Below are 23,112 nucleotides of genomic sequence, written 5' to 3'. Positions count from 1 at the left end.
TGCATAAGAAGAGGAGCTGCTGAGCAGCTTCTGGTAATAAAGTAAAGCAACTTTTTTTATTCACTAACATATGTATCCATTTAAAACTAACCTCAAAGAACTAAAGGTGAGGTGATATGATTCAACCAAGCAAAACATAATCCCCTACTTTAATATGGTTCTTTTCAAACCATCCAAGATTCACTTCAATTGCATAATGATATGCTATTTCTGGATCATAGGTAGGGCATATATACTCTTTGCAAGGCTCCATATCAAGTATTTTTAGAATTTCCCCAGCTGAGTCAAGAAAAGCAATAGATAAAGGAATTAATGTGTTTTTCATCCAAAACCCACCATATACTTCTTCTGAAAACACAAATAACATCCCTTCATTTTCGGGTAATTTCCCAACAAACATTAAGCCCATTTCTCTTTTTCTTTGAGTATCTGCAACTTGAACGGTTAATCTAGTTTCCTTGTTTCCACTAAGTATTTTTATTATTTTTCTTTTTATTATATTTTTCATATTCACTCACCTTCGAATATTTTAATAAGCAGGAAAGAAATTTAAGGTCTTTAAAAAAAGTTCATGAGAATGAAAATTTTTTATTCAAAAAAACGTCTATTCCCTAAAAAGGAAGAATGTTGGAGATAAAACGAATAGAAGATGAAAAAAATAATTAACCATGCACCGTTTCACTTCTAATACTTATTCTATGATTTTAAGTTTAATACGCTGTTTTCAATCATCACAGCAACTATATAAGCACAGCCGTAGTTTTAGAAACCTTTCATGAACTTTATTAATGCTTTCGAAATGGAATTTTTAGTTGTTAACGCTCGGCACATGAAAGGAGTCCCTGATCTAAAAATAGAAGTCTTGGATGCTGGGTGGATTACTATTAAAATTAAAAAGGTACTTGATCAAATATCAAATTAGGCTCCGTAGAGAGTAAAAAGAGCAATGTGCATCACCACTAGGTAAGAAACTTTAGTAATTTCGGCAAGGAACCAGTCGGGGTGGTATGCACGCTTAAAATATATCTTTATAACAATAATATGACAGAGTTAAATATGGGGAGTTTCTTTTGTTTGAATGTCGATTTATGTATGTTGTTAAATGTTCTAGTGTCATGTTTTATGTCTTCTTCTTTAAAGGTTATTTTCTTATTTGACTTATCTCTTCAGGGATGGTCTCACCAAGAGCGCAAATAAGGAACCTTTTAAAAACCCTCCCCATTTAGCACCTTTCATAAGGCCCATCCTAGGGCCTGTACAACTGTACTACGTAACGTCATACGGTATCAGCAAGGCTACTAAATAGGGGGATTTGGAGAATTGGATTGGAATAGTATATTATATGCTCATTATTCCAATTAGTGTCGAATAGTAATAAATATCAGCATCAGCCCCTTTTAACCTACCACGCACAACCTCAAACCCAACCCATGTTGGGTTATGGACCCTATTCAACGCCGAAAGGCCTAAGGACGGCCTACCGGGAATCTTGATTCCAGTAGGGTAATTATGACTCCATTAGGCTGTGGTACTAGATTTAGAAAGAGTACTAATCTAATGATAGACAAAAAAGGGTCCGCATTTCTTTACTTAATGAATGCGAACCCTAGTTTTTTAAGGAGACCCTCTTAATGAGAATCCTTCTTTAAAGCATTTTATCGATACTTCTCATAAAGTCTTTCATAACGATGGATAATTTCCCTTTCGCTTCCTTCATCGAGCTTCCTTTAACACCGAAATAAAATTTAATTTTAGGCTCTGTTCCCGAAGGTCGTAAACATACCCATGTGCCATCTTCAAGAAAGTATTTTAATACGTTCGATTTTGGGAGCTTGATTGCCTCTTCCCTATTTGACGCAAACATGTATTTTTTCCTGCTTAGATAATCCTCTCGAACCACTACTTGAAGATCAGAGATTTGATCTGGTGGATTTTCACGGAATTCATTTAGAATCGCTTCAATTTGCCTGGCACCTTCAATTCCTTTTAAAGTCAACGATTGCAAACCTTCCAAGTAATATCCATATTTATCGAAAACATCCATTAAACCTTCGTACATCGTTTTGCCTTGCTTTTTGTAATAGGCACAGACTTCCACTGCCAAAACTGTAGCCTGTATGGCATCCTTATCTCGAGCAAAATCTTTGATTAGATATCCATAGCTTTCTTCATAGCCAAACAGGAAAGAATGTTGTCCACTTGTGTGGTATTCATTGATTTTTTCAGCAATGAATTTAAATCCAGTTAAAACATCTACTGTTTTCAAACCATTTTGCTCTGAAATCGCCCTTCCTATTTCTGAAGTCACAATGGTCTTTAATACGACTCCATTTCCAGCAAGAGTCCCTTTCTTTTGTTTTTGTGAAATTAAATAATCCAAAAAGAGAGCGCCGGTTTGATTGCCTGTTAATACGATATAATCTCCAGCATTATTTTTCACGCTAATTCCGAGCCTATCCGCATCCGGATCGATGGCAATCAATAAATCAGCGTCGACGCGGTTTCCAAGCGCAATGGCCAATTCAAAAGCAGCATGTTCCTCTGGATTAGGGACTTTAACGGTAGGAAAGTTAGCATCGGGCATTTCCTGTTCTTTAACAATATGGACATTTCGATATCCTAGATCATGCAAAGCACGTTTTACTGCTTGATTTGCTGTACCATGAAGCGGTGTAAACACGAGCTTTACATCGATCTCATCTGCTAACTTTGGATTTTCCGGAATAGTGAGCAATTGCTCATTATAAGCAGTATCCAGCTCCTCCCCGATGATTTGAATGAGTCCTCTGCCCTCTAGGATTTCTTCTTCCTCAACTACAATGGAAAGCTCACTTTCAATCGCGTTCACATAATTAATGACTTGATCCGCCGCTTCAGGAGGTAGCTGTGCCCCGTCTGATCCGTACACTTTATACCCATTATATTCAGGGGGATTATGGCTTGCTGTAATGACGATACCGGCAAATGCACCCAGCTTACGTACGGAAAAAGAGAGCTGGGGGGTAGGCCGTAATTCATCAAATAAATAAGCTTTAATTCCCATTGTTGCCAAAGTCCTGGCTGCTTCCAATGCAAATTCGGGAGACTTATGTCTTGAATCGTAAGCAATTACGACTCCTCTCGATTTTGCCTCGTTTCCAAACGATTGAATATACTCAGCAAGTCCTGCAGTCGCCTTTCGCACTGTATAAATGTTCATCCTATTAGTACCTGGACCCATTTCCCCTCGCATACCACCCGTCCCAAATTCCAAATTTTTATAAAAGGCGTCTTCAAGTACTTTTTCATCATCCTTCATTTCTTCAAGCAATAAACGCATTTCATGATTTAAATGGGGGTAACTTGTCCAAATAGTATACGAATGCTTCCAGCTCATTAAAATACAGCTCCTTCCAACTTTGCTTTGTTTGGCCTTTCTTTACTCCTTGATCTTAGTACACATTATAGGAAACGAATTTAGTAAGAAATCTAAAAAGCCATCGTTCCCATAGCATCCATTCCGATATTATTTTTTTATCTTCCTTTAGTACCACTTTTGAAACGAGTTGTAGAATCTGCAAATCTCCTCCCTCCAAAGCTGTTGGTTACGATTTATTCATATTCCCAACCAATACTTTGGAAAGAGGTCATTTATGCTTCTTTACTTCTTTTTAAGAAGAGCGAAAATACGGCTGGTTTAGCAAAAATTCAGTTGCGAAATCTGGAATAATTACAAATTTCTTTTGATATCAGAATCCATATCTTTTGGTGGTAATCTCTATACTTTTGTATCTGTTCGAAATTGTAATGAAATCTGTACAAGTGGATTGAATATTAATACTATTGCCCATATTAAAATCACTTGCATTTCCCTACAAGCTTCGTAAATCCTCAATATAGCCCATGGCACGCCCTTTATCTAACAACTATCGGGTATCCAGCTTGTTTTCTTGTAACCTTTTTTAAGTTTTCCTTCCTTGATTCATTTTTTCTTTTTCTTTTCCTTTTTCTTCTCCTTTTCCTTTTCCTTTTCCTTTTCCTTTTTCTTTTCCGATTTCCTTTCCTTTTCCGTTTCCTTTTCCTTTTCCTTTTCCTTTTTCTTTTCCTTTTCCTTTTTCCTTTCCTTTTCCGTTTCCTTTTCCGTTTCCTTTTCCGTTTTCCTTTCCGTATCCTTTTCCGTTTTCCTTTCCGTTTCCTTTTCCGTTTTCCTTTCCGTATCCTTTTCCGTTTTCCTTTCCGTTTCCTTTTCCGTTTCCTTTTCCGTTTCCGTTGTATTAACGAGTGAATATAATCTTTGTTGCTCCATAATTTGTTTATTGATATCAAATTTTTCTTCAATGACTTTCCGTGCTCTTTCCGTATAATCGTTCCAAACCTCTGGATGTTCTAAAAAGAATTGTATGCCTTTCGCTAACTCAATATCATTTTTTTCTGGAGCCAGGTATCCTGTTTTCTGGTGTTCAATTAATTCAGGGATACCCGCATGTTGAGTAGAAACGACAGGTAACCCGCTAGCCATTGCTTCTTTTAAGGCATTAGGAATGCCTTCAATATCACCATTTTTAGCAGTCTGACTTGCAAGGCAAAAGATATGAGCTTTTTTCAATTCGTTCGAAACTTGTTTTGAATTCATAGCTCCTCTAATAACCACAGCATCTTTAAGGTTAAATTCTGTAATGACCGATTTAATTTTATTCTCATCTTCACCTGCTCCGATAATATGCAGTCTAGCATTTGGATATTGTGAATGAATCCGTTTAAATGCTTTTATAAGAGTGATAAATCCTTTTTTGTCTACAAGTCTACCTACAGACAAAACTCTTATTTCGCCTTCTTTAGGTAGTTTGGGGGTAGCATAGGCGAAAAGATCCAATTCGATACCACCATATAACACATGAATTTTATCGTCCGGAATTCCTAAACTTCTTAATCCTTGTGCAAGATATTGGCAAACAGGAAAAAAGTGTGCACCATGTTTAATTAATGATGAATATCGCTGGGCATTTTTCTTGAAAATTTCTGGTCTGTCAGAACCATCGCGCCCTCTAATGCTAACGATTAATGGGATATTATATTTTTCACAAACAGGCAAAATTTCTTGTCCATGTTTTCCGTGATGAGCATGAATGGCTATGATTTCTTGTTCTTTGAAGAATTTTTCTAGATCTTTAATCTTGTTTAAATTATAGTAGTTTTTAAAGGGGAATTCTGTATGGTTGGTATCTTCGAATGGGCCGATTACGATTGAGCGATAGTTACTTATTTTTACGATTTGATTATATATAAAACGTTGGTGTGTTTTAATGTTTTCACTTACAAAATAAGCAATGGTTTTCATCATGCCTCAGTCCCTTTAACATGAAATTCATATTTCTCTTCTCGCGTTCTGCTAAAACCGATAGTTCTTGATAATTATCTATTTTTTTTATCTTTCCTTGTTCTCCAATTTGTTTCACTTGCTTGTGATATTCATGAGTGAAAATGGAATCAGCTTTATAACTGTCTTTGTATGGCAGGTCTTCAGAACAAACTATAAAATTAATTTTAAACAGAGGATTTAATTTGAATAGAGGATTTTTTGTAGAATTACATGTAAAGGACTTCATGAGAAAATCTATATGCTTCTTAAGAACTTCCAATGGTGTTTTCATATTTTCAGGGTTCAAATTACTTTCTCCTTTTATTAACTTCCAAATTTTCAATTAATCTTTTTGCATGCATATAATTTACCCTTCTCTTTTTTATTAGATTTTGGATTTTTACACAAAATATTTTTATTTATATTGAACTGTATTGCCATGCATACTTTAAATCTACTTAAACCGAATCTGTCTCCATTTATCGTTTTCACATTGACATTTTTTAATTTTCAGCATTTCATTAATGGCATTCATTAATTGGCCTTTCATACCAACTCAAGGATTAAAAAAACAAATGGTGTCAATGAAGCTATATTTGAAGGCGGATCGTTTGATGGTTTTCACAATTTTGAAACTTGACCTATTCCGAATTATTTCTTCTCAAGGCCCTACACTATTACCTTATCTTTGTTATTCTTTTAAGTTGAGGTGTTTGAAATTTTTTATACCTTTTTGACTGAAACAGAAATTCCATCATTATTTTTTATCCACTAAAATCGCACTTATTAAAATTCACTGCTTCTTTTTTTCTTATTTATTATAATTTTTGTACCAATTCACAAAATGAGTTAAACCTTCTTCTATTGTTGTTGAAGGATAGAACCCCACATCAGCATGCAAATCGGCAATATCAGCATATGTTTCCTTAACATCTCCCGGTTGCATCGGTAAGAATTCTATTTTTGCCTTTTTTCCAATTAGTTTCTCTAATGTGATAATGAAATCCATTAATTTTATCGGCTTATTGTTACCAATATTATAAACTTTGTATGGGGCATAGCTTGAACTTGGGTCAGGGCAAGCTCGATCCCATCCAATATTATAAACCGGTGGCTTATCAAGTAGCCGGATTATTCCTTCAACAATATCATCAATATAAGTAAAGTCTCTTCTCATATCTCCATTATTAAAAACCTTAATTGTTTTCTCTTCAATAATATTTTTAGTAAAAGAATAATAAGCCATATCTGGCCTCCCCCATGGGCCATACACCGTAAAGAAACGGAGTCCTGTGGTTGGAATATTATATAAATGACTATAAGTATGAGCCATTAATTCATTCGACTTTTTAGTGGCAGCATATAAACTTACTGGATGATCCACTGGGTCTTTGGTTGAGAAGGGGATTTTTGTATTTGCACCATATACAGAACTGGATGATGCATAAATTAAGTGCTTCACATTATTATGTCGACAGACCTCTAAGATATTTACAAATCCAACCAGGTTGGACTTAACATAAGAATCCGGGTTTTCTATGCTATAACGTACTCCCGCTTGAGCTGCTAAGTTGATGACTATATCAATGGTCCTGTCTTTAAATAATTGATTTAATTTTTCTTTATTGGACAAATCCAAATTGTGAAATTCAAAATCAGGGTTTTCTTTTAATATCTTGAGTCGATTGTTTTTTAAAATAACATCATAATAATCATTAATATTGTCTACTCCTATAACTTTGAAACCTAGGCTTAATAAACGTTTTGATAAATGGAAACCAATGAATCCTGCAGCCCCTGTTACTAAAATGTTCATAACAATAATTCCAATCCTTTCTATTACAATAGGATTTTGACACCTTTTCGGATCACTGTGTAAGCATTAATTATATATTTATACTTTCGACCTCGACCCTTTACAGCAACAGAACAAAGTTCATTATGACGGATATTAAGAGGAAGCAAACTCAACATCAACATCTTCATTATGAAGATACCTACGTTTTATTCGTAATTCACGAATGACATGATATCCTTTTTCTCTATATATGACCAATGAGTTTTCCACTCTTATAACCGCTATGAACAAACATTTACGAATGAAAAACCGTTGAAAGGATAATCAACATGGATTTATTAAAATGCTCCTTTTTTGTGATAACTAAAACCTCAACAAAATAGGCGTAATACCCTTTTTCCTTAGGTTCCAGTTACATTACCACGACTATATAAGCGTATTATCATTTTCAGTTAATGGGATTGGTGTTTTTGTCCATTCAGCATACGTATCAGGATCTATCGCCTTCACCTGTTCAAAAAAAGCATCTAAAAAATTTCTTTCTCGAAGGTCTTTAAATAACTCGAGAGGCCTTTTTTGTTCACGTGAAAACGAGTACACATGGTCGACTAATTTAAAACCATTCTTGGTTATGATAATATGCCGTAATGGAGCATCAATTTGTTTGAAACCTGATCTTTCCATTGTTTTTAATATATAGAGTAATCGTCTTGTTATGTCCTCAGAAAGTACAGATTGTTTTTTTAGAAACGTATTTAAATCTGGTCCTAATAGATATTCCATTAAAATATAATTGGGTCCTGTTTCAAAGACTTTCGGAATAAAAGGCAAGTCTTGGCTTGATAAAAGAACCATTTTTTCCTGATCTGCATGTTCAGTTTTCCCGTAAAGTTTAACGCATGCGTTTTCAGACACTCGATAAACAGCACCTTGATGCCCTTTTCCAATAAGTGTTTGTGTAATAGCGCTATCCACTTTCACTCCATTACCTGACCCGCCTGAGAGGACGGGAATGTTTCTAAAGTCCAAATTATTTTGATTGAAATAATCCTTCCACTCATTGAAGGTGTCCGGTTCAAGCTGTTTCACTTGGGCTAAGAACGATTCCTTTAAGAGGATAATATTTAAATCTCTTAATAATTTTAAAGGCACAGGGTGCATCCTTTTAAAGGAATTTACATGGTCAATTACCTTAAGTTCCTCATTACCAACGACAAAAATATGACGTAGGGGGGCATCTATCATGGTGAATTTTGCTTGTTTTAATTCTTTTAATATATAGAGAAGTTTCTTTACTATAGAATCAGGGATATACGTACAATTTCTCAGATATTCTTTTAAGGTTGGCGCATTAAAATATTCCATGACTATATAGTTTGGACCTGTTTCATATACCATTGGCATAAAGGGGAGGTGCTTTCCAGCTTTAAGAGCTTCTTCCTCCATTTCCGCTTGTACGGGGTCTGAATAGATTTTTACACATTTATCTTCTGAAAGTTTAAATACTGCACCTTGAGCTCCCATTCCAATCAGCGTATAGGTAGTCGGATTGTGAATTTCCAATGATTTTTCACCTTTGGTTACAGTAATGGTTTTATAATCCTCCATGTTCTCCTCCTAACTGCTCATCTTTGGCCATATGTTGAAAATTTTGAATTTTATTAAGGACTTTTTTGATCTTTTCGGCTTTTTGAGCCTTTTTTGCATTTTTACGAGATGCTATTTTTTCATCATTCCCTTGAGCCTTCATTTGAATCTTCGCTTTTTTGTCCTTTTTATTAGATGCTACAAGTTCATCTTTGACTTTATCTTTAGTCTGCCGTTTTAGCTTTTGAAACTGTTGTAGCTGCTGTAGCTGTGGAAGTTCTTGAAGCTCTGGAAACTTCTGTAGCTGTTGCATATAAATAAGGGCTTTTTTAGCTAAATCGACTTTTTTTCTAGGCGCGATTGTGTTGCCATCATTACCTTGCAATTGAGGCTGTGGAGTCCCCTTAAGGGTTTTTTTATCAATTCGGCGAGGTGTTACTGCATATTGTTTCCTTACTTTATAAGGGGCTACAAGTTCATCATAAAATTCAGCTTGTTGTCGAAGCTGATTGGCGAGGTTAAAGTTTTGTTCGACTTTTTGACGAGCCGCCATTGTATATGTTTCCCACATCTCTCTGTTAGTTAGCATGAATTCAAGAGCATCTGCCAGTTCATCCACATTGTTTTCTTGTACTAAAACCCCCTCTTTGTTATTGGTTATTAATTCAGGGATGCCGGCATGATTGGTCGAAATCACTGGTACTCCAATCGCCATAGCTTCTTTTAATGTATTAGGTATTCCTTCTACATCGCCATCGGCAGATTCTAAGCTCGCGGCGCAAAATATATCTGCATTGGTCAATTGTTCTCGTACTTGATCTTTAGGGAGATGATTCAATAAACGAAAAGAGTCTCCTAAATTTAGTTGATTTGCCAATGACATGAGATATTCTTCAAGCTCCCCCCTTCCGATAATCGTCAGGGTTGCATTTGGAAATTCACCTCTGATTTTTTGAAATGCTTGCATTAAGATGTGATGTCCTTTTTTTTCCACCAACCTACCGATGGATAAAATGTTTTGAGAGTCACCTTTATGTGGAGTCCGGTATTTGAATTCGTTAAGGTCTACGCCCCCATAGAGCACTCTGATTTTTTCTGAAGGACAACCCCAAGCAATTAGTCTATCTGCTAAATACTGACAAACTGGAAAAAAACGCTCACCTCGATCAAATAGCTTTTTCATGTTATCTAGATAGCCAATAGGCTGATTAGCCAGGGTTGCATCCCTGCCTCTTATACTTGTTACCAACGGAAGGTTTGTTTCCTCTTTAAAAGGAAGTAATAACATCCCTAATTGACCATGGTGAGCATGTAAGAGGGAGATATTATTACTTTTCACATATTCTTTCGGTGAGAAAATTTCATTGAGATAATGAACTTTCTCATTCAAAAGGGAAAGATCTATCATATACTTAGGTTGTCGTACCATGTGGATATAATCATAATCAGGAACTTCTCGAATCTGTGAGATATATTGGGTCGGGTCGACTCTTAAATTCAAATGCATAACTGTGTGCAAATAAATGATCTCCTTTCATGCATAGTAAGCAAATTTCCTGGACCTTTTCAAGTATATTATGCAGGACTCTTTAGGTACGCATGGACTAATAACATAAAGTAAAGCTAAATGGCGGAGAGCCTAATACAAAGGATGGATTGACGTAAGGGCCATGACACAAGATTATTTGTGCAAACAATGGTTCGATGAGGATATTTCATCCATTTAAAGAAAGATAAAAAAGCACCCAAGGACTATCAAAGGTGCTGCATTGCCAATATGACCCGAATATATGTCTTTAAAGAATCATGTTCGGATTAATGAAGTGTTTGAAAAAGTTTTCTCTTTATGTCATATCAATAACAATTGCTGGTCTTCCTATTGGATAATATTCAATTTTCTTGCACGCTCTGATTCGATCTTCTTCAAGACAATTTCTGCCATCAAAAACAATCAGTTGTCTCATTCTATTCATCAATGTCTCCACGTCTAATTGTTTAAACTCATTCCATTCGGTAACAATAAATACAGCATCCGCACCCACTGTCGCTTCGCGGACTGAGCTGGCAAATCTAATTGTATCCCCTAATATCTTCTTCGCATTGTCTATTGCCACCGGATCATAAGCTACCACTTCTGCTCCAAGTTTGGTTAAAGAACGTGCAATTTTGATGGATGGAGCTTCCCTCATATCGTCTGTCTCTGGCTTGAAAGCAAGACCAAGCATTGCAACTTTTTTCCCTTTTAAATCCCCAAAGCGATTTATCGCTTTCGTTACAAGAAGTTCTTGCTGAAAATCATTAATCGCTACTGTTTCTTTTAATAGGGAAAAATGTACTCCATTTAACTTTGCAGTATGAAGCAACGCTTTAACATCCTTTGGAAAACAAGATCCGCCATAACCAATACCTGGCTGTAAAAAAGCTTCTCCAATCCTTTTATCTTTTCCCATTCCCTTTGCTACATCTTTAACATCTGCACCTACTACTCCGCATAAATTGGCAACTTCATTGATAAAGCTAATCTTAGTAGCCAAAAAGGCATTAGAAGCATACTTAATCATTTCTGCACTTCTAATACTGGTTAGTATAAATGGTACATTTAACGGACGATACATTTCTTGGACTTTCTTAGCCGCCTCATCATTTTCAGAACCGATGATGATTCTATCTGCCTTCATCGTATCCATAACGGCCGATCCTTGTCTTAAAAATTCAGGATTTGAAACCATATTAAAGGTGACCCTTTCGTTACAGTGTTCCTCCATAATTTTTTTAATATAATCATTCGTACCAACTGGCACAGTACTCTTTATAACGACTACTGAACTCTGCATTAGGTTTGCGGCAATATCCTTCGCGGCTTGCACAATATACGATAAATCTGCTCCCCCATCCTCCATTTGCGGTGTACCTACGGCAATGATGATGATCTCGGCACCATTTAGCGCCTCTCGATGATTTGTTGTAAACAGCAGTCTGCCCGCTGCGGCATTTTGAGTAAGCAAACTCTCAATGCCCGGTTCATATATTGGAGAAATCCCTTGACGTAAACTTTTAATTTTCTGTTCATCTGTATCGATACAAATGACACTATGCCCTATTTCGGACAAACAAACACCTGTGGAAAGCCCGACATAACCTGTACCCAAAACGGCTATTTTCATATTATTCAAGCTCTCTCTTTATAATCTGAAGGTTTTCTTTCTTATTTACATCCCTTATATGAGAAAGTACCTCATCTCTTATATCATCCCTGCGTAAAGCAAAGTCGATTGTTGCTTTAATGAATCCAACTTTATCACCAATATCATATCGGTTTCCCTCAAAGTTATATGCTAATACGGCCTGCTGCCTATTTAGCTCATTTATGGCATCAGTAAGTTGTAATTCATTACCATGTCCAAACGGAAGCTTTGATAGCGTTTCAAAAATCTCAGGTCTAAAAACATAACGCCCCATTATCGCATATGTGGAAGGAGCCTCTTCCCTTTTCGGTTTTTCCACCATAGAATCGATATGAAAAAGGTTAGGCTCAACCATTGTCCCTTTTGGCTTAATAATTCCATATTTACTGACATCCTTTTCCGGTACACTCTGAACAGCTACGACGGAACTGTTGCAATACTCAAAAACACTGATGATTTGTTTCAGACAGGGTGTATTAGACATAACGATGTCATCTCCTAACAAAACAGCAAAAGGTTCATTTCCAATGAAGCTTTCAGCACAGAGAATTGCGTGCCCTAATCCCATCGGTTCCTTTTGGCGGACAAAATAGATATTTGCCATACTTGATATTTTCTGAACTTCCTCTAAAATATCCAGCTGATTTTTTCTTAAAAGTGCATCTTCCAACTCATAGGATTTATCAAAATGATCCTCTATTGACCTTTTGCCTCTACCGATTATGATAATAATTTCCTCTATACCCGAAGCTACTGCTTCTTCAACAATATATTGAATCGTTGGTTTATCAACAATCGGCAGCATTTCCTTAGCCTGAGCTTTTGTTGCAGGCAAAAATCGGGTTCCAAGGCCTGCGGCCGGAATTATGGCCTTTCGGATTTTCATAAGCTGCCTCCTTTGTCATTCATTAATCCTTTATATGCATCAGGACAACTTCCGGTCTAGTTAGTAGCCCAATTAGTCCATTTTTATTTAACGGGGACCAGTAGGCTATACATGCAAGCATCCCATACTGGCTGTAGCCGGGCGTCACAACCAGTCGGTTGGTGCCAAATTTAAAACTACATTTACACTTTTTATGCAATGGAGTTACCATGGTTTTGGTTTAATTGTCGATAAACAGATTGGATAAACCATTGTGCGGGCTTGCGGCATTGACGATTTTCCTTTTTTCTTTCTTTGAAAGACTCCAGCCGTCAGAAACGAGGCCAACAATTTCTTTGATTAATATAATGGGTATCGCAAGTCTCGTTTTAAGTGACTAATTAATATGGGTTTTATACCTTTTAGTTCCACTTTTCATCAATGATGGACTGTATTCACGTTTTTTTAAGGGGGGAATTTTTACAATTTAATTCTTAATCTAATATTTGATAAAACAATAAAAAGGGGTTGTCTATTCCCCCCCTACATTCTTAATTAAATTGTGTTCAGGCTTGATAACTAAGAGTACGAAATATGTTGGAATGGATATAGTTTAGACAAATTTATTAACTATCTCCTAGTCAATGAAGGGACAAAAATTGATCCACCGTAATCAAAGAAGTCACTAGTTGTTGTGTCCTACAAATTAAAGCTTCTTTCGCCTCAGAATTGTTGCTGGAAGCGAAGTCTAGTTCTTCAAGAGTAATAGAAGCCAAAATGAGCGGTACAGTCTTAGGAGCAATGGGGAAATGGTTGGTGCAATATTAGAGATTTTTGGAAAAAAATGACCTCTCTTTTTATTTAGGAATCCATACATGAGTACTTTGTTGTTCTTCTTGACAGAGATCTTAAATAGATAAACCAGTATTCAACACACCTTTGAATGACTGAGCGTTTGTCATGTATGGCCGTTAAACTTACCCACCTTGTTAAAAAAAAACACTTTATAAAAGAAAAAATCGTTATCCGTTTGTAAAAATACAATTTCACTATAATTGTAATTCACCCCTAAAACTGTCGTTTTATTCGTTACAGTATATGAGACTTGGCTACGGGTTTGGGACATCTTCTACTGACCACACCATAGATTCCAGACGTTAAAGCAAAAAACAAAATGTCCGTGACGATGAAGGCAAAACGGAAAAAATTCGCGACATGAATATCGCGAATTGCTTCCTGGAGGTCTATGACTTTATGAAAAACGTATAGAGCCCTAACTTATACCCATATAAGAAAGCGACATCCCATTTTATCCAGCCCTGGCCTATCAGCAGCTAAATTAGACCGTAGAGTTCGTTGGCGCGGAACATGTCGGCAACCATTACCTTTCGGGAAAAAAATAAGCTATTGGTTTTACAAAGCCGCTAAGGATATTGCCATGCTACAACCGATCCTGCATCATTCTCATCCATTTTCACTCTACGCTACATAGATATTACCGAAGAGCAATGCACTAAATACATTTAGCGTTTTTAAAAAAAATAAAAATGCAGGATTCAAAACGTTCGTACTTTTCCTAACGTTAACAATTGCTGTTTGGGAGAAACGCCTCCTTTCCGAACGTGTACATTACGAATGGGAGTAACAAGGCATACTGCGCATTTCGCAAATTTTATAGTCTAAGAGAATTCCATCCTAATAAGTCGAACTCCATTACGTGAAAGAATCGACTTTATTCCTTTAGCTTTTCCGCCAGTACAACATAATTGGTTTTGTTATGCATTCATCATGAAATTCGTATACCATACTTGCACAGGTTCGAGCCTTTTCGGAAGACAGTTCCCCATATTGTCCTACTATCGGATAGTTTTCCTATATCGCATTGAAATCAATATTTTTCTGCCATTCTTCATATGATTCAGGATCGATTTTCTTTGCTTGTTCCAGGAATGTATCCAATAACCCCAATTTCTTTAGATCACGAAACATCTTCGGATTATATGGATCATTCATTGTGAGGCCATCTGAATGATCGATTGCTTTCAGCACATTTCCCTTTGTTACAACAAAATGTCCGATTGAGGTCTTGATTCTACTAAATCCAACTCTCTTTAGTTCCTTTCGAATCATTATGATTTGTTCTGTAAACGATTCGGGAATATCCTGCTTTCCTTTCAAATAATCTTTTAGATTGGGACCTTTTAAATACTCCATAATTACATAGTTTGGTCCGACTTCATATAACCTCGGAACAACATGAGTTTCCATTGCTGCTTCAAGTGCTTTCCCCTCTTTAGTTGCTGCATTCGGATTGACATAAATTTTCACGCAAAGATCTTCATCAAGTTGAAAAACTGCACCTTGACTTCCTTTCCCAATTAGTTTCAATTTGGTTGGATTATGAATAATAAGTCCCTTTTTACCGTTATTTTCTATTCTCTCAACCTTTATTGATTTAAAATCATCCATTTAATCTTTCACCTCTTATCTTTTATAACCATAATCTATGATATGAAATACTCGATTAGTTGCTTTAGGTTAATAACACTTTTTCACATAATAAGGTCATACCCTCCTTTACTGGGTTTTTATGGACAAGAAGGAGCCTATTAGCAATAGGGGCCTAATTCGATTGCATTATGAACGATTTCCGGACAATTCTCCAGTATCTTCTGCTCATATACGTATAATTAAAAAGAATTTCACAAAAAAACACTGAAATATATGTACTTGTCCGTTTCAAATTATTTCATTTTGAATTTAATAAAGAAGAAGAATGACCAGAAAGAAAATGATCAATGATCAGAAAGGGGACTTGAGATGGGATACATTGAAGATTTACGGGCTCTTGTTGGTACCAAAGCTTTGATACTTACTGGGGTTACCGTTTTGGTTATCGATCAAAACAGCCGTTTTCTGATGGTACAATCTGATGAAATATGGAAATTGCCGGGCGGTTTTATCGAATTAGGAGAATCTGCGGAAGAGGCATGCAGACGTGAAATCTTGGAGGAAACGGGAATTAACATCGGTAACCTTCAATTAATTGGTGTCTTTTCAGGGAAGGACTATTTTACGAAGCTGCCTAATGGTGATCAATACTATCCAGTCAACATTGCTTACGTGACCGAAGACATACTCAGCGGAGATTTAAAACCTGATGATATGGAAATACAAAAGGTTCAATTTTTTAAATGGTCCGCCTTTCCGAAAGAATTAACTGAACGAGATCGACAAATATTTCAAAGTTTTATCGAAAACTTGATTTCAAAGGGAAGGAAGGGATCGAAGTAATGAAGACCATCGCTTTTTACATTAGAGAACCTATTAAAATAAATCAAGGATTCATGTACAATCAGATCATTATGTTGGATCAATATCGGCCTATTGTAATAGGACCTTACCCAAATAGCGACAATGTTCAATATCAGTTTGAACATTATTTTAATTTAAACGAAATCCAAGACCTTGGATCCTTCCTTAAGGAGCAAAATGTCGTGGCGATTCACGCTCACCAAGGGAAACATTCCACTGATATTTTACCAACAGCTATAGAGTATGATATTCCTTTGATTGTACATTTCCGGGGACGTGATTCATCCACTCAAACCTATAAGAGATTTTGCAAAAATGTCCTCCGATATCAAAATTTAGTAAAACAGGGAGCCGGCTGCTTTGCCGTTTGCCATTTTCTTGCAGATGAACTAAAAAAATTAGGATTTAAAGAAGATAAAATACATGTATTATATGGCGGTCTAGATTTAGATTTATACCCATATGTCCAACGTTCCCTACCTGAAGAAGGTGAAATCCGAATCTTGTCTGTGGCCAGGCTTGTCGAGAAAAAAGGATTTTTTACGCTTTTGAAGGCTTTTCAACGGATTCATCAAGAATACCCAAGAACGACACTGCACATCATTGGGACAGGCAAAGATGAAGAGAAGCTAAGAGTTTTCATTGATGAAAACCATTTAAACGAACACGTTTTTCTTAGGGGACCAATGGATTCCAATCAAATTTCTAAGGAATTAAGAGATTCCCATCTCTTTTGCCTTGCCAGTGAAACAGGCGAAGATGGCGATGTAGAAGGAATCCCAAATGCATTAAAAGAAGCCATGGCAAGCGGTTTACCAGTCATCTCCACCTTTCATGGAGGGATCCCGGAATTGATTGAGCATAAAAAAACAGGATACCTTGTTCCTGAGAAAGATGATATAAAACTGGCTCAAGGTATAAAATATTTCCTGAATCATCCAAGAGTATGGAAGAGGTATACCAGAAGTGCAAGACAGGTTATTGATGAAAACTTTGATTTAAAAAAACAAATCATCGAACAACAAAGGCTATACAGCTTAATGGAAAAAAATAACGGAGTTAATTGACATAGTCAAAGTAAATGATTAGGTGCTCAGTAAAAATCAGCGATGTTCCTTCCCTCCTTTTATCCCCCTCGGACTAGTAATTCATAAAAAGTACTCCTGAATCACATGCCAAAAAATACAAATTAGGTTCAGAATGCCAATACGCAAGATCGGACCATAAGCATTTTCGTTGTAGTCGGGAAGGCGGCTATTTTGTCCATTTTATTGATCATGGAACATGTTAGGGAGGATGTCATTGTTCTGATAAAACGCTTACACAGAAACTGAAATATGATATCCCTTACAAATAAAGAAACCGATGGGGCTTCACTATGCTAAATGAAGAGGGTTTTACAATTTCAGAAAAAATTGTGCCCCTTCCATACGAATTAACTGCAAACCATCCCTGTAAAGGGCGGGTTCCCGAAGGAGTAAAGTGAAGCGCTGTACAAATTTCTTTTAGAACAAAAGGTCATATACCGAATCTTATAACCAATTTGATCGAACAATGCAAGAGCTGTAATAAAAAAGACCAGGTAAAAGCTAGACAAATTTTTTTAAAGGAGACAAAGTGATATGACAAAATATCCTGTTCGATATGTACAAACATTAAGGGGCGGAACCGCACATGTCATTCTTTTCAGTGATGGTAAAGAATATGTTGTGAAGTGGTTCGATATTAAGAAAGAAAGAGAAAAAGAAGTGGTCAATGAATACCTGATCGGCAAATTGGCAGAGCTCCTTTCACTTCCCGTTATCCCATTCGATCTAGTATATATACCGGAAGAATTTATCAAGAAAACTCCTGAATTACAATCCACTATATACGATTATAGATCTGGATACCAATATGGCTGTGTTTATATTAAAAACAGTACAGTTTTCGAAAATGTTAGACAGAATCTTCCCACTAAGTCGGATGTTAAAAACCGAGAAATGCTAGCCGGTATTACGGTATTCGACCAATGGGTAAATAACTCTGATCGAGGAACGATGAATGTCATATTGGAAAATCTAAGTAATGGTGGCTATTATGTCCATATGATTGATCATGGCAGAGTTTTTCCCGGACGTTACAATTGGTCAGCTAAAACGCTAAGTGAAACACCGGTATATAACTACCATTGGCCTTTTTATAAATGGGCCTTCTCCCTTCTCGATGATCACACAGAACTTACATCGTTTATAGAAAAGATAGTGAAATTGCCGAACAAATCGATTTATCAAGTGATTGAATCCATTCCAAAAGAGTGGAATGTGAGTAAGAAGGATAGAGATGCTCTCTACAAGTTTCTTTTAGACCAGAAAATTAAATTGCCAGATATCGTTGATCGTATCATCCAGCATCATAGCAACCCAAAATAACATTGGTTTTCCCCTAAAAAAGTAACTCCTTATTAATTTTAATGGGGTTACTTTTTTTATCTATAAATCTTTCCATTTCATATAGAATCGAAATTCATTTCTTTCAACTCTTCCAAAAATAATGGTAATAGACCCAACTTTTTTAAACCTTTGAATATCAACTCTTGCCTGTTTCGAATTCTTATATAGGAGCTATAATGATCAATTTCTTTGAATACCTCATCATTAGTTATAATGTAGCGAAAATCGATTGCCAATCTGGTAAACTTTAAAGCTTCATTTCTTTAAGCAAAGAATTTGCCTTATCAATTTTTCGGATAAGATACCTCCAGACCTAAATATTGGAATAAAGTTGCCCCTCAAGATACTCCATAATAATATAGTTTTACCCCAGTGAAATAGTGGAAGACTCTTGTGCTATTTTCAATACATCCACCGTTTTAACGAGATATTCTTGTTTTGCACAAATTTTTACACATTTGTCTGGAGAAATTTTAAAAACAGCCCCTTGCGCCCCCCTTATCAATCAGCGGAGACGAAGTTGGATTTTTTTATTACATCCACTTTTTTAATCCCTTCAGTAACACATAGATTTAAATTCCTTCACTTCCTTCACATTTCCTCATCCATTACTTTTTTTCTTTTTCTCTAATTTTCTTGAAGAGCTCATTACGAAAGGAAGCATCTTTTTGAAAAGTCCTTCTATAATGGAAGAAGAATGATAAAACTTGCTCAAAAGTATGTGTAAGTAAGCGTCATTTCATTTTTTTTGAACAGAAGGAAATAAATTCACGTAAGGATTTTTGTAAAAATGCACACATGAATATCTATACTAAGAGACTTGTGCATATTGTGAGCTTACTATATTTTATATAAAAGATTAGAGCATGATATGGTCAAGCGCCAGTTCACCAGTAATTTTAACCGGTCCACCTCATAATCGGAGCACTGTTAGCAAGAATTAAGAAACAGTTATATAACAAGGCTCGTGGTATAATTAACATAGTAAAACGCTTACAGTAGCAATTCAAACTAATTGTTCGGAAAATTCTTTCTATTAGGAGTCGATGAAAGTTGACAGTGGAAAATAAAATAAGTAAAGAACAAACTATCTTTAATCATATTGGTAATAAAATCAAAACAGAAGATCGAGAAATTAATGTTATTGCTAGATTAGATGAACCACTAATTGTAATATTAGGGAATGTTTTGAGTGACGAAGAATGTGACGGACTTATTGAATTGTCAAAAGACAGAATGAATCGTTCCAAAATCGGATCTAAGCACGAAGTAAATGAGATAAGAACGAGCAGTAGTATGTTTTTTCAAGAAAATGAATATGATATCATTACCAAAATTGAAAAAAGGATTTCAACCATCATGAATATACCCATTGAACATGGAGATGGTATTCAAGTTCTTAAATATACTCCTGGGCAAGAGTATAAAGCTCATTTTGATTTTTTTACATCCTCAAGTATAGCAGCAAAAAATAATAGAATTAGCACAATCATCATGTACTTAAATAATGTGGAGCATGGAGGGGAAACTTTTTTTCCTAAACTGAATTTTTCAGTATCCCCGCAAAAGGGAATGGCTGTGTATTTCGAATATTTCTATAACGACCAAAATCTAAACGAACTGACTCTACACGGTGGAGCACCCGTTATCACTGGGGAAAAATGGGTTGCAACACAATGGATGAGGAGACAAAAGTAGTCTGCAGATTGATACTGTGTAAACGTCAGTCTTTATAAGCCTTAATTTTAGGTGCCTTTGTTCATTAGGCACCTAATTCATTAGGATAATGTTCATTAAAAAACGATGAAATCACAAAAAGAATGATCAATAATACACTGGTTGGTCTCTTTGAACTCAAAATTTCTGAGCACACTATTCATTTACCCTTAGTACTTTTTCTAAAATTATCGTAATCGGTCTTAATGTAATGAAATACCTTCGCGTTGCCATTATGGTCAGGATGGGTTATTTTTAATAACCCTTTATATTCTGCCAATACTTCTTTATTGCTCGCCGTTTTTGAAAGCCCTAATTTTTCACTATAATCATTTGACTGAGTAGTGGACTCAATATTGTAATTGTTTCTGAAATTTTCTTTTAATTTTATCAATTCATTACGTAATTCAATATTTTCTTTTAATAAATCCTTTGTTTCATTTTGTAATTCACTTTTCTCATTCTTTAGAATGGCAACTTCCTTTTTGAACATATCCCTCTGCTGAATCAATATTCTTTTTGCAGTCTCATGAAGCTCTTCAATACCTTCTATATGCTTTTCTTGAGCTTGTATTTTTAATTTTAATCGGTGTATGATTTCGTCCTTATTTTGATCTATGATATCATTTATAGCCAGCTTTGCAGCTGAGTCATCGTTTATGTATCCATTGTTCCTCTTTCCGCTTCCAGAGTATTTAATCTTACCTTCGCGAAGCCAGCGACTTACAGTTTGTACACTATTACTTTCTGTTACTCCTGCATCTTTTAACATTTCAAATGCTTGATCTGTGCCATCCATTATGTATCCAGTATTTCTATTCTTGTTTCCTCCCTCATATTTAATCCTTCCTTCACGAAGCCAGCGTCTAACAGTTTGTATGCTGCTACTTTCTGTTACTCCTGCATCCTTTAACAGGTCGAAAGCTTGATCTGTGTTCACATTGTTCCCCCTTTCCCCTAATTACGCAATGTAATGTTAATCGAATGCTATTAGCCTATTAAAAGGAGTGTATTTTACAACGAATGCGACTAATTTGTATGTCAATGTTTTAAATAATAGCATAGCCATTATCTAAACAAAGAACAAATAGATGAAGAATGTATGACGAATATCACAGAGAGATAACGATAAGGTATCAAAATTAAAAGTGCGAAACCAAAAATACATGATCGGTAACCACTAAAGTCATGATATCAATGGTGGAGTTCGGTTATTAATCGCAATATATACATTCAGATTGGATCCAGGATCATGTGAAAGTGAGAATGAACGCTACATTATACATAAACATGATGTTATCACATGCTATGCTACCTTGCGGGATGATCTTTGGCTGCATATAAAAAGAGATAAAAAATCATACCAATAATCTAATAAGGAATACCGCAAGCAAAACGTGGATTTACAGCGTTTAAGGAAGTTCCAATATTAAAAATCCCAATCTCTCATAGATATAAATGAGAAATTGGGATTTATTTATTCATCAATTACGATTTACGATTTAAGTTGCAACTAAAAGACTCTAAAACAGCCGCTTTTCCATGTTGATATGATTTAACAAAAGAAAATTATTGTTGACCCTCTGTATAAATTTGAAAAGTTACACCAAATTTATCTGATACAATCCCATAAGCAGGGCTGAAAAAAGCTTCCTGCAGCGGCATTTTCACTTCTCCACCTTGCGACAAAGTTTCAAAGATTCGTTTTGATTTTTCAATATCATTAATGGAAATACAGATCGTGACTTGATCTCCAGATTGACTGGTTTGACCTGGAAACGTATCGGAAAACATGAGGTCCGTTTCCCCAACTTTTAACATTGCGTGTGCCACAAGATCCTTTGCTTCTTCTGGCAGAGGAAATTCTGGGTTTTCTGGCATTTCCCCAAAAGTTTGATTAAAGACGATTTTTGCATCTAATGCTTTTTCGTAAAATTGGATTGCTTCCTTTGCATTTCCATTCATCATTAAATATGGAGATAATCGCATTGTCATAATTAAATAGCTCCTTTTGCTTTGATTTTTTTACAAAGCTTGAGAAATTTCCAAGCTTCCTATAGAACTGGTCAGTGACAATAACCACTATACCATTATTACCCATGATTGCATTTTATAACGAGGAACATGTGTTCGTCAATGAGAATTTACTGAAAACTATCCATTTTTTTGTTAACGATTGAATTGAAATCTCCAAGGTGTTTGGTCCGGGCTTGCATTATTGTCATTTCGCAAAGTATTTTACGATAATGCAGTCATGGAAAACTACTTTCGATTACCAAAATCTGCTTTGACTTATTATCGGTTTTTCACCATGAACCATTTCAAACAAGAACAAGGTGAAAAGAAAAAGGCATGCTCCCAGTAGATTGCTGGTTTCATGCCTCAAGACTGTTTAAAAAGTGTTTAATTTTTTAGGATATCGTTTGTTTTAATTAACTTGCTATCATTTCTGAATCTTGTCCTTTTTTAAGGTTTGGTAATTTAGAGTCTATAGATAGGAATCGGCTTCCATTCATAACTAGGTGAAGTGCAATAATCATAAGAACGAGATCCAGTTCGTACCCAGTACCTTCTCCATTCCCCATAAAACCTGCTGGGAATTTCACATAAACAATTGCACCAGCCATGATGAAAACCAGGAAGGCAGAAATTATTCTTGTTCCAAGTCCTATAATTAAGGCAATTCCTCCAACCAATTCAATAATACCTACTACATAGCCCATAAATCCTGGAATGCCTATACTTTGAAACCATCCTGCAGTGTTATCCAATCCGTCTTTGAATTTTGACAAACCATGCATGAAGAATGAAGTTCCCAACATAACTCTTAATAAAAAGGTACCGATTTCTTGTTTATTCATGACAAATCTCCTTTT

Annotated in this window: 17 protein-coding genes; 4 read left to right on the top strand and 13 right to left on the bottom strand. The window is 35.8% G+C overall.

The genetic code is table 11. The annotated features are described in order from the left end of the window. Positions 1–121: 121 nt before the first annotated feature. The 10 genes from ACQKFG_RS09405 to ACQKFG_RS09360 form a co-directional block, all read right to left on the bottom strand. Entirely contained in the window at positions 122–508 is a 387-nt protein-coding gene (locus tag ACQKFG_RS09405; RefSeq protein WP_427558156.1) for a DUF192 domain-containing protein, read from the bottom strand. A gap of 1,137 nt (positions 509–1,645) precedes the next feature. Next, positions 1,646–3,376, bottom strand: coding sequence for a phospho-sugar mutase (locus ACQKFG_RS09400; protein ID WP_427558153.1), 1,731 nt, complete (start codon positions 3,374–3,376; stop codon positions 1,646–1,648). Positions 3,377–3,961: 585 nt separating this feature from the next. After that, positions 3,962–5,320 (bottom strand): glycosyltransferase, encoded by a 1,359-nt coding sequence (locus ACQKFG_RS09395; RefSeq protein ID WP_427558150.1) that lies wholly within the window; start codon positions 5,318–5,320, stop codon positions 3,962–3,964. Beyond that, entirely contained in the window at positions 5,289–5,645 is a 357-nt protein-coding gene (locus tag ACQKFG_RS09390) for a hypothetical protein (protein ID WP_427558147.1), read from the bottom strand. Before ACQKFG_RS09390 ends, ACQKFG_RS09395 begins: the two co-directional genes overlap by 32 nt. A gap of 504 nt (positions 5,646–6,149) precedes the next feature. Then, positions 6,150–7,154 (bottom strand): NAD-dependent epimerase, encoded by a 1,005-nt coding sequence (locus ACQKFG_RS09385; RefSeq protein WP_427558144.1) that lies wholly within the window; start codon positions 7,152–7,154, stop codon positions 6,150–6,152. A 408-nt stretch (positions 7,155–7,562) separates the two neighbouring features. Then, entirely contained in the window at positions 7,563–8,744 is a 1,182-nt protein-coding gene (locus tag ACQKFG_RS09380) for a hypothetical protein (RefSeq protein WP_427558141.1), read from the bottom strand. Next, positions 8,731–10,242, bottom strand: coding sequence for a glycosyltransferase (locus ACQKFG_RS09375; RefSeq protein ID WP_427558138.1), 1,512 nt, complete (start codon positions 10,240–10,242; stop codon positions 8,731–8,733). Before ACQKFG_RS09375 ends, ACQKFG_RS09380 begins: the two co-directional genes overlap by 14 nt. A gap of 325 nt (positions 10,243–10,567) precedes the next feature. Continuing rightward, a complete protein-coding gene (locus ACQKFG_RS09370; protein WP_427558135.1) occupies positions 10,568–11,887 on the bottom strand; it encodes a UDP-glucose dehydrogenase family protein in 1,320 nt (439 codons plus the stop codon). A 1-nt stretch (position 11,888) separates the two neighbouring features. Continuing rightward, positions 11,889–12,794 carry a UTP--glucose-1-phosphate uridylyltransferase GalU gene (galU, locus tag ACQKFG_RS09365; protein WP_427558132.1) on the bottom strand — a complete coding sequence of 302 codons (906 nt, stop codon included), beginning with the start codon at positions 12,792–12,794 and terminating at the stop codon, positions 11,889–11,891. A 1,851-nt stretch (positions 12,795–14,645) separates the two neighbouring features. Continuing rightward, complete coding sequence (locus tag ACQKFG_RS09360; protein ID WP_349728401.1) at positions 14,646–15,242, bottom strand: serine/threonine protein kinase; 597 nt, start codon at positions 15,240–15,242, stop codon at positions 14,646–14,648. A gap of 351 nt (positions 15,243–15,593) precedes the next feature. Here ACQKFG_RS09360 and ACQKFG_RS09355 point away from each other — a divergent pair, with 351 nt between their 5' ends. The 4 genes from ACQKFG_RS09355 to ACQKFG_RS09340 all read left to right on the top strand — a co-directional run bounded on the left by ACQKFG_RS09355 (position 15,594) and on the right by ACQKFG_RS09340 (position 20,218). Further along, on the top strand, positions 15,594–16,067 hold the full coding sequence (locus tag ACQKFG_RS09355; RefSeq protein WP_353872060.1) for an NUDIX hydrolase: 474 nt from the start codon (positions 15,594–15,596) through the stop codon (positions 16,065–16,067). Beyond that, positions 16,067–17,155: a glycosyltransferase gene (locus ACQKFG_RS09350; protein WP_427558128.1), complete on the top strand. Its 1,089-nt coding sequence runs from the start codon at positions 16,067–16,069 to the stop codon at positions 17,153–17,155. The genes ACQKFG_RS09355 and ACQKFG_RS09350 overlap by 1 nt, the downstream gene beginning before the upstream one ends. Before the next feature lie 555 nt (positions 17,156–17,710). Beyond that, a complete protein-coding gene (locus ACQKFG_RS09345) occupies positions 17,711–18,499 on the top strand; it encodes a HipA family kinase (protein ID WP_427558125.1) in 789 nt (262 codons plus the stop codon). Between the two features lie 1,074 nt (positions 18,500–19,573). Then, entirely contained in the window at positions 19,574–20,218 is a 645-nt protein-coding gene (locus ACQKFG_RS09340) for a 2OG-Fe(II) oxygenase (RefSeq protein ID WP_349728395.1), read from the top strand. A 178-nt stretch (positions 20,219–20,396) separates the two neighbouring features. Here the strand turns inward: ACQKFG_RS09340 and ACQKFG_RS09335 are convergent, their stop codons facing one another. The 3 genes from ACQKFG_RS09335 to ACQKFG_RS09325 form a co-directional block, all read right to left on the bottom strand. Next, positions 20,397–21,176 carry a hypothetical protein gene (locus ACQKFG_RS09335; protein ID WP_192204913.1) on the bottom strand — a complete coding sequence of 260 codons (780 nt, stop codon included), beginning with the start codon at positions 21,174–21,176 and terminating at the stop codon, positions 20,397–20,399. A gap of 629 nt (positions 21,177–21,805) precedes the next feature. Continuing rightward, on the bottom strand, positions 21,806–22,231 hold the full coding sequence (locus tag ACQKFG_RS09330; protein ID WP_260288313.1) for a VOC family protein: 426 nt from the start codon (positions 22,229–22,231) through the stop codon (positions 21,806–21,808). A 437-nt stretch (positions 22,232–22,668) separates the two neighbouring features. Beyond that, positions 22,669–23,097, bottom strand: a complete 429-nt coding sequence (locus ACQKFG_RS09325) for a DoxX family protein (RefSeq protein WP_427558120.1) — start codon at positions 23,095–23,097, stop codon at positions 22,669–22,671. Positions 23,098–23,112: the final 15 nt, after the last annotated feature.

This window comes from Peribacillus sp. NPDC076916 (genome assembly GCF_050269675.1).
Taxonomy (GTDB): Bacteria; Bacillota; Bacilli; order Bacillales; family DSM-1321; genus Peribacillus; species Peribacillus aracenensis.
The sequence above is the reverse complement of the archived record's forward strand: the minus strand, read 5'-3'. Positions and strand labels throughout refer to the sequence as shown.

Bases quoted from the DNA above. Each gene is read 5' to 3' on its own strand.
- ACQKFG_RS09395 (WP_427558150.1), bottom strand. From the start codon at position 5,320: ATGATGAAAACCATTGCTTATTTTGTAAGTGAAAACATTAAAACACAC.
- ACQKFG_RS09400 (WP_427558153.1), bottom strand. From the start codon at position 3,376: ATGAGCTGGAAGCATTCGTATACTATTTGGACAAGTTACCCCCATTTA.
- galU (WP_427558132.1), bottom strand. From the start codon at position 12,794: ATGAAAATCCGAAAGGCCATAATTCCGGCCGCAGGCCTTGGAACCCGA.
- ACQKFG_RS09385 (WP_427558144.1), bottom strand. From the start codon at position 7,154: ATGAACATTTTAGTAACAGGGGCTGCAGGATTCATTGGTTTCCATTTA.
- ACQKFG_RS09405 (WP_427558156.1), bottom strand. From the start codon at position 508: ATGAAAAATATAATAAAAAGAAAAATAATAAAAATACTTAGTGGAAAC.
- ACQKFG_RS09345 (WP_427558125.1), top strand. From the start codon at position 17,711: ATGACAAAATATCCTGTTCGATATGTACAAACATTAAGGGGCGGAACC.
- ACQKFG_RS09380 (WP_427558141.1), bottom strand. From the start codon at position 8,744: ATGGAGGATTATAAAACCATTACTGTAACCAAAGGTGAAAAATCATTG.
- ACQKFG_RS09355 (WP_353872060.1), top strand. From the start codon at position 15,594: ATGGGATACATTGAAGATTTACGGGCTCTTGTTGGTACCAAAGCTTTG.
- ACQKFG_RS09350 (WP_427558128.1), top strand. From the start codon at position 16,067: ATGAAGACCATCGCTTTTTACATTAGAGAACCTATTAAAATAAATCAA.
- ACQKFG_RS09360 (WP_349728401.1), bottom strand. From the start codon at position 15,242: ATGGATGATTTTAAATCAATAAAGGTTGAGAGAATAGAAAATAACGGT.
- ACQKFG_RS09370 (WP_427558135.1), bottom strand. From the start codon at position 11,887: ATGAAAATAGCCGTTTTGGGTACAGGTTATGTCGGGCTTTCCACAGGT.
- ACQKFG_RS09325 (WP_427558120.1), bottom strand. From the start codon at position 23,097: ATGAATAAACAAGAAATCGGTACCTTTTTATTAAGAGTTATGTTGGGA.
- ACQKFG_RS09330 (WP_260288313.1), bottom strand. From the start codon at position 22,231: ATGACAATGCGATTATCTCCATATTTAATGATGAATGGAAATGCAAAG.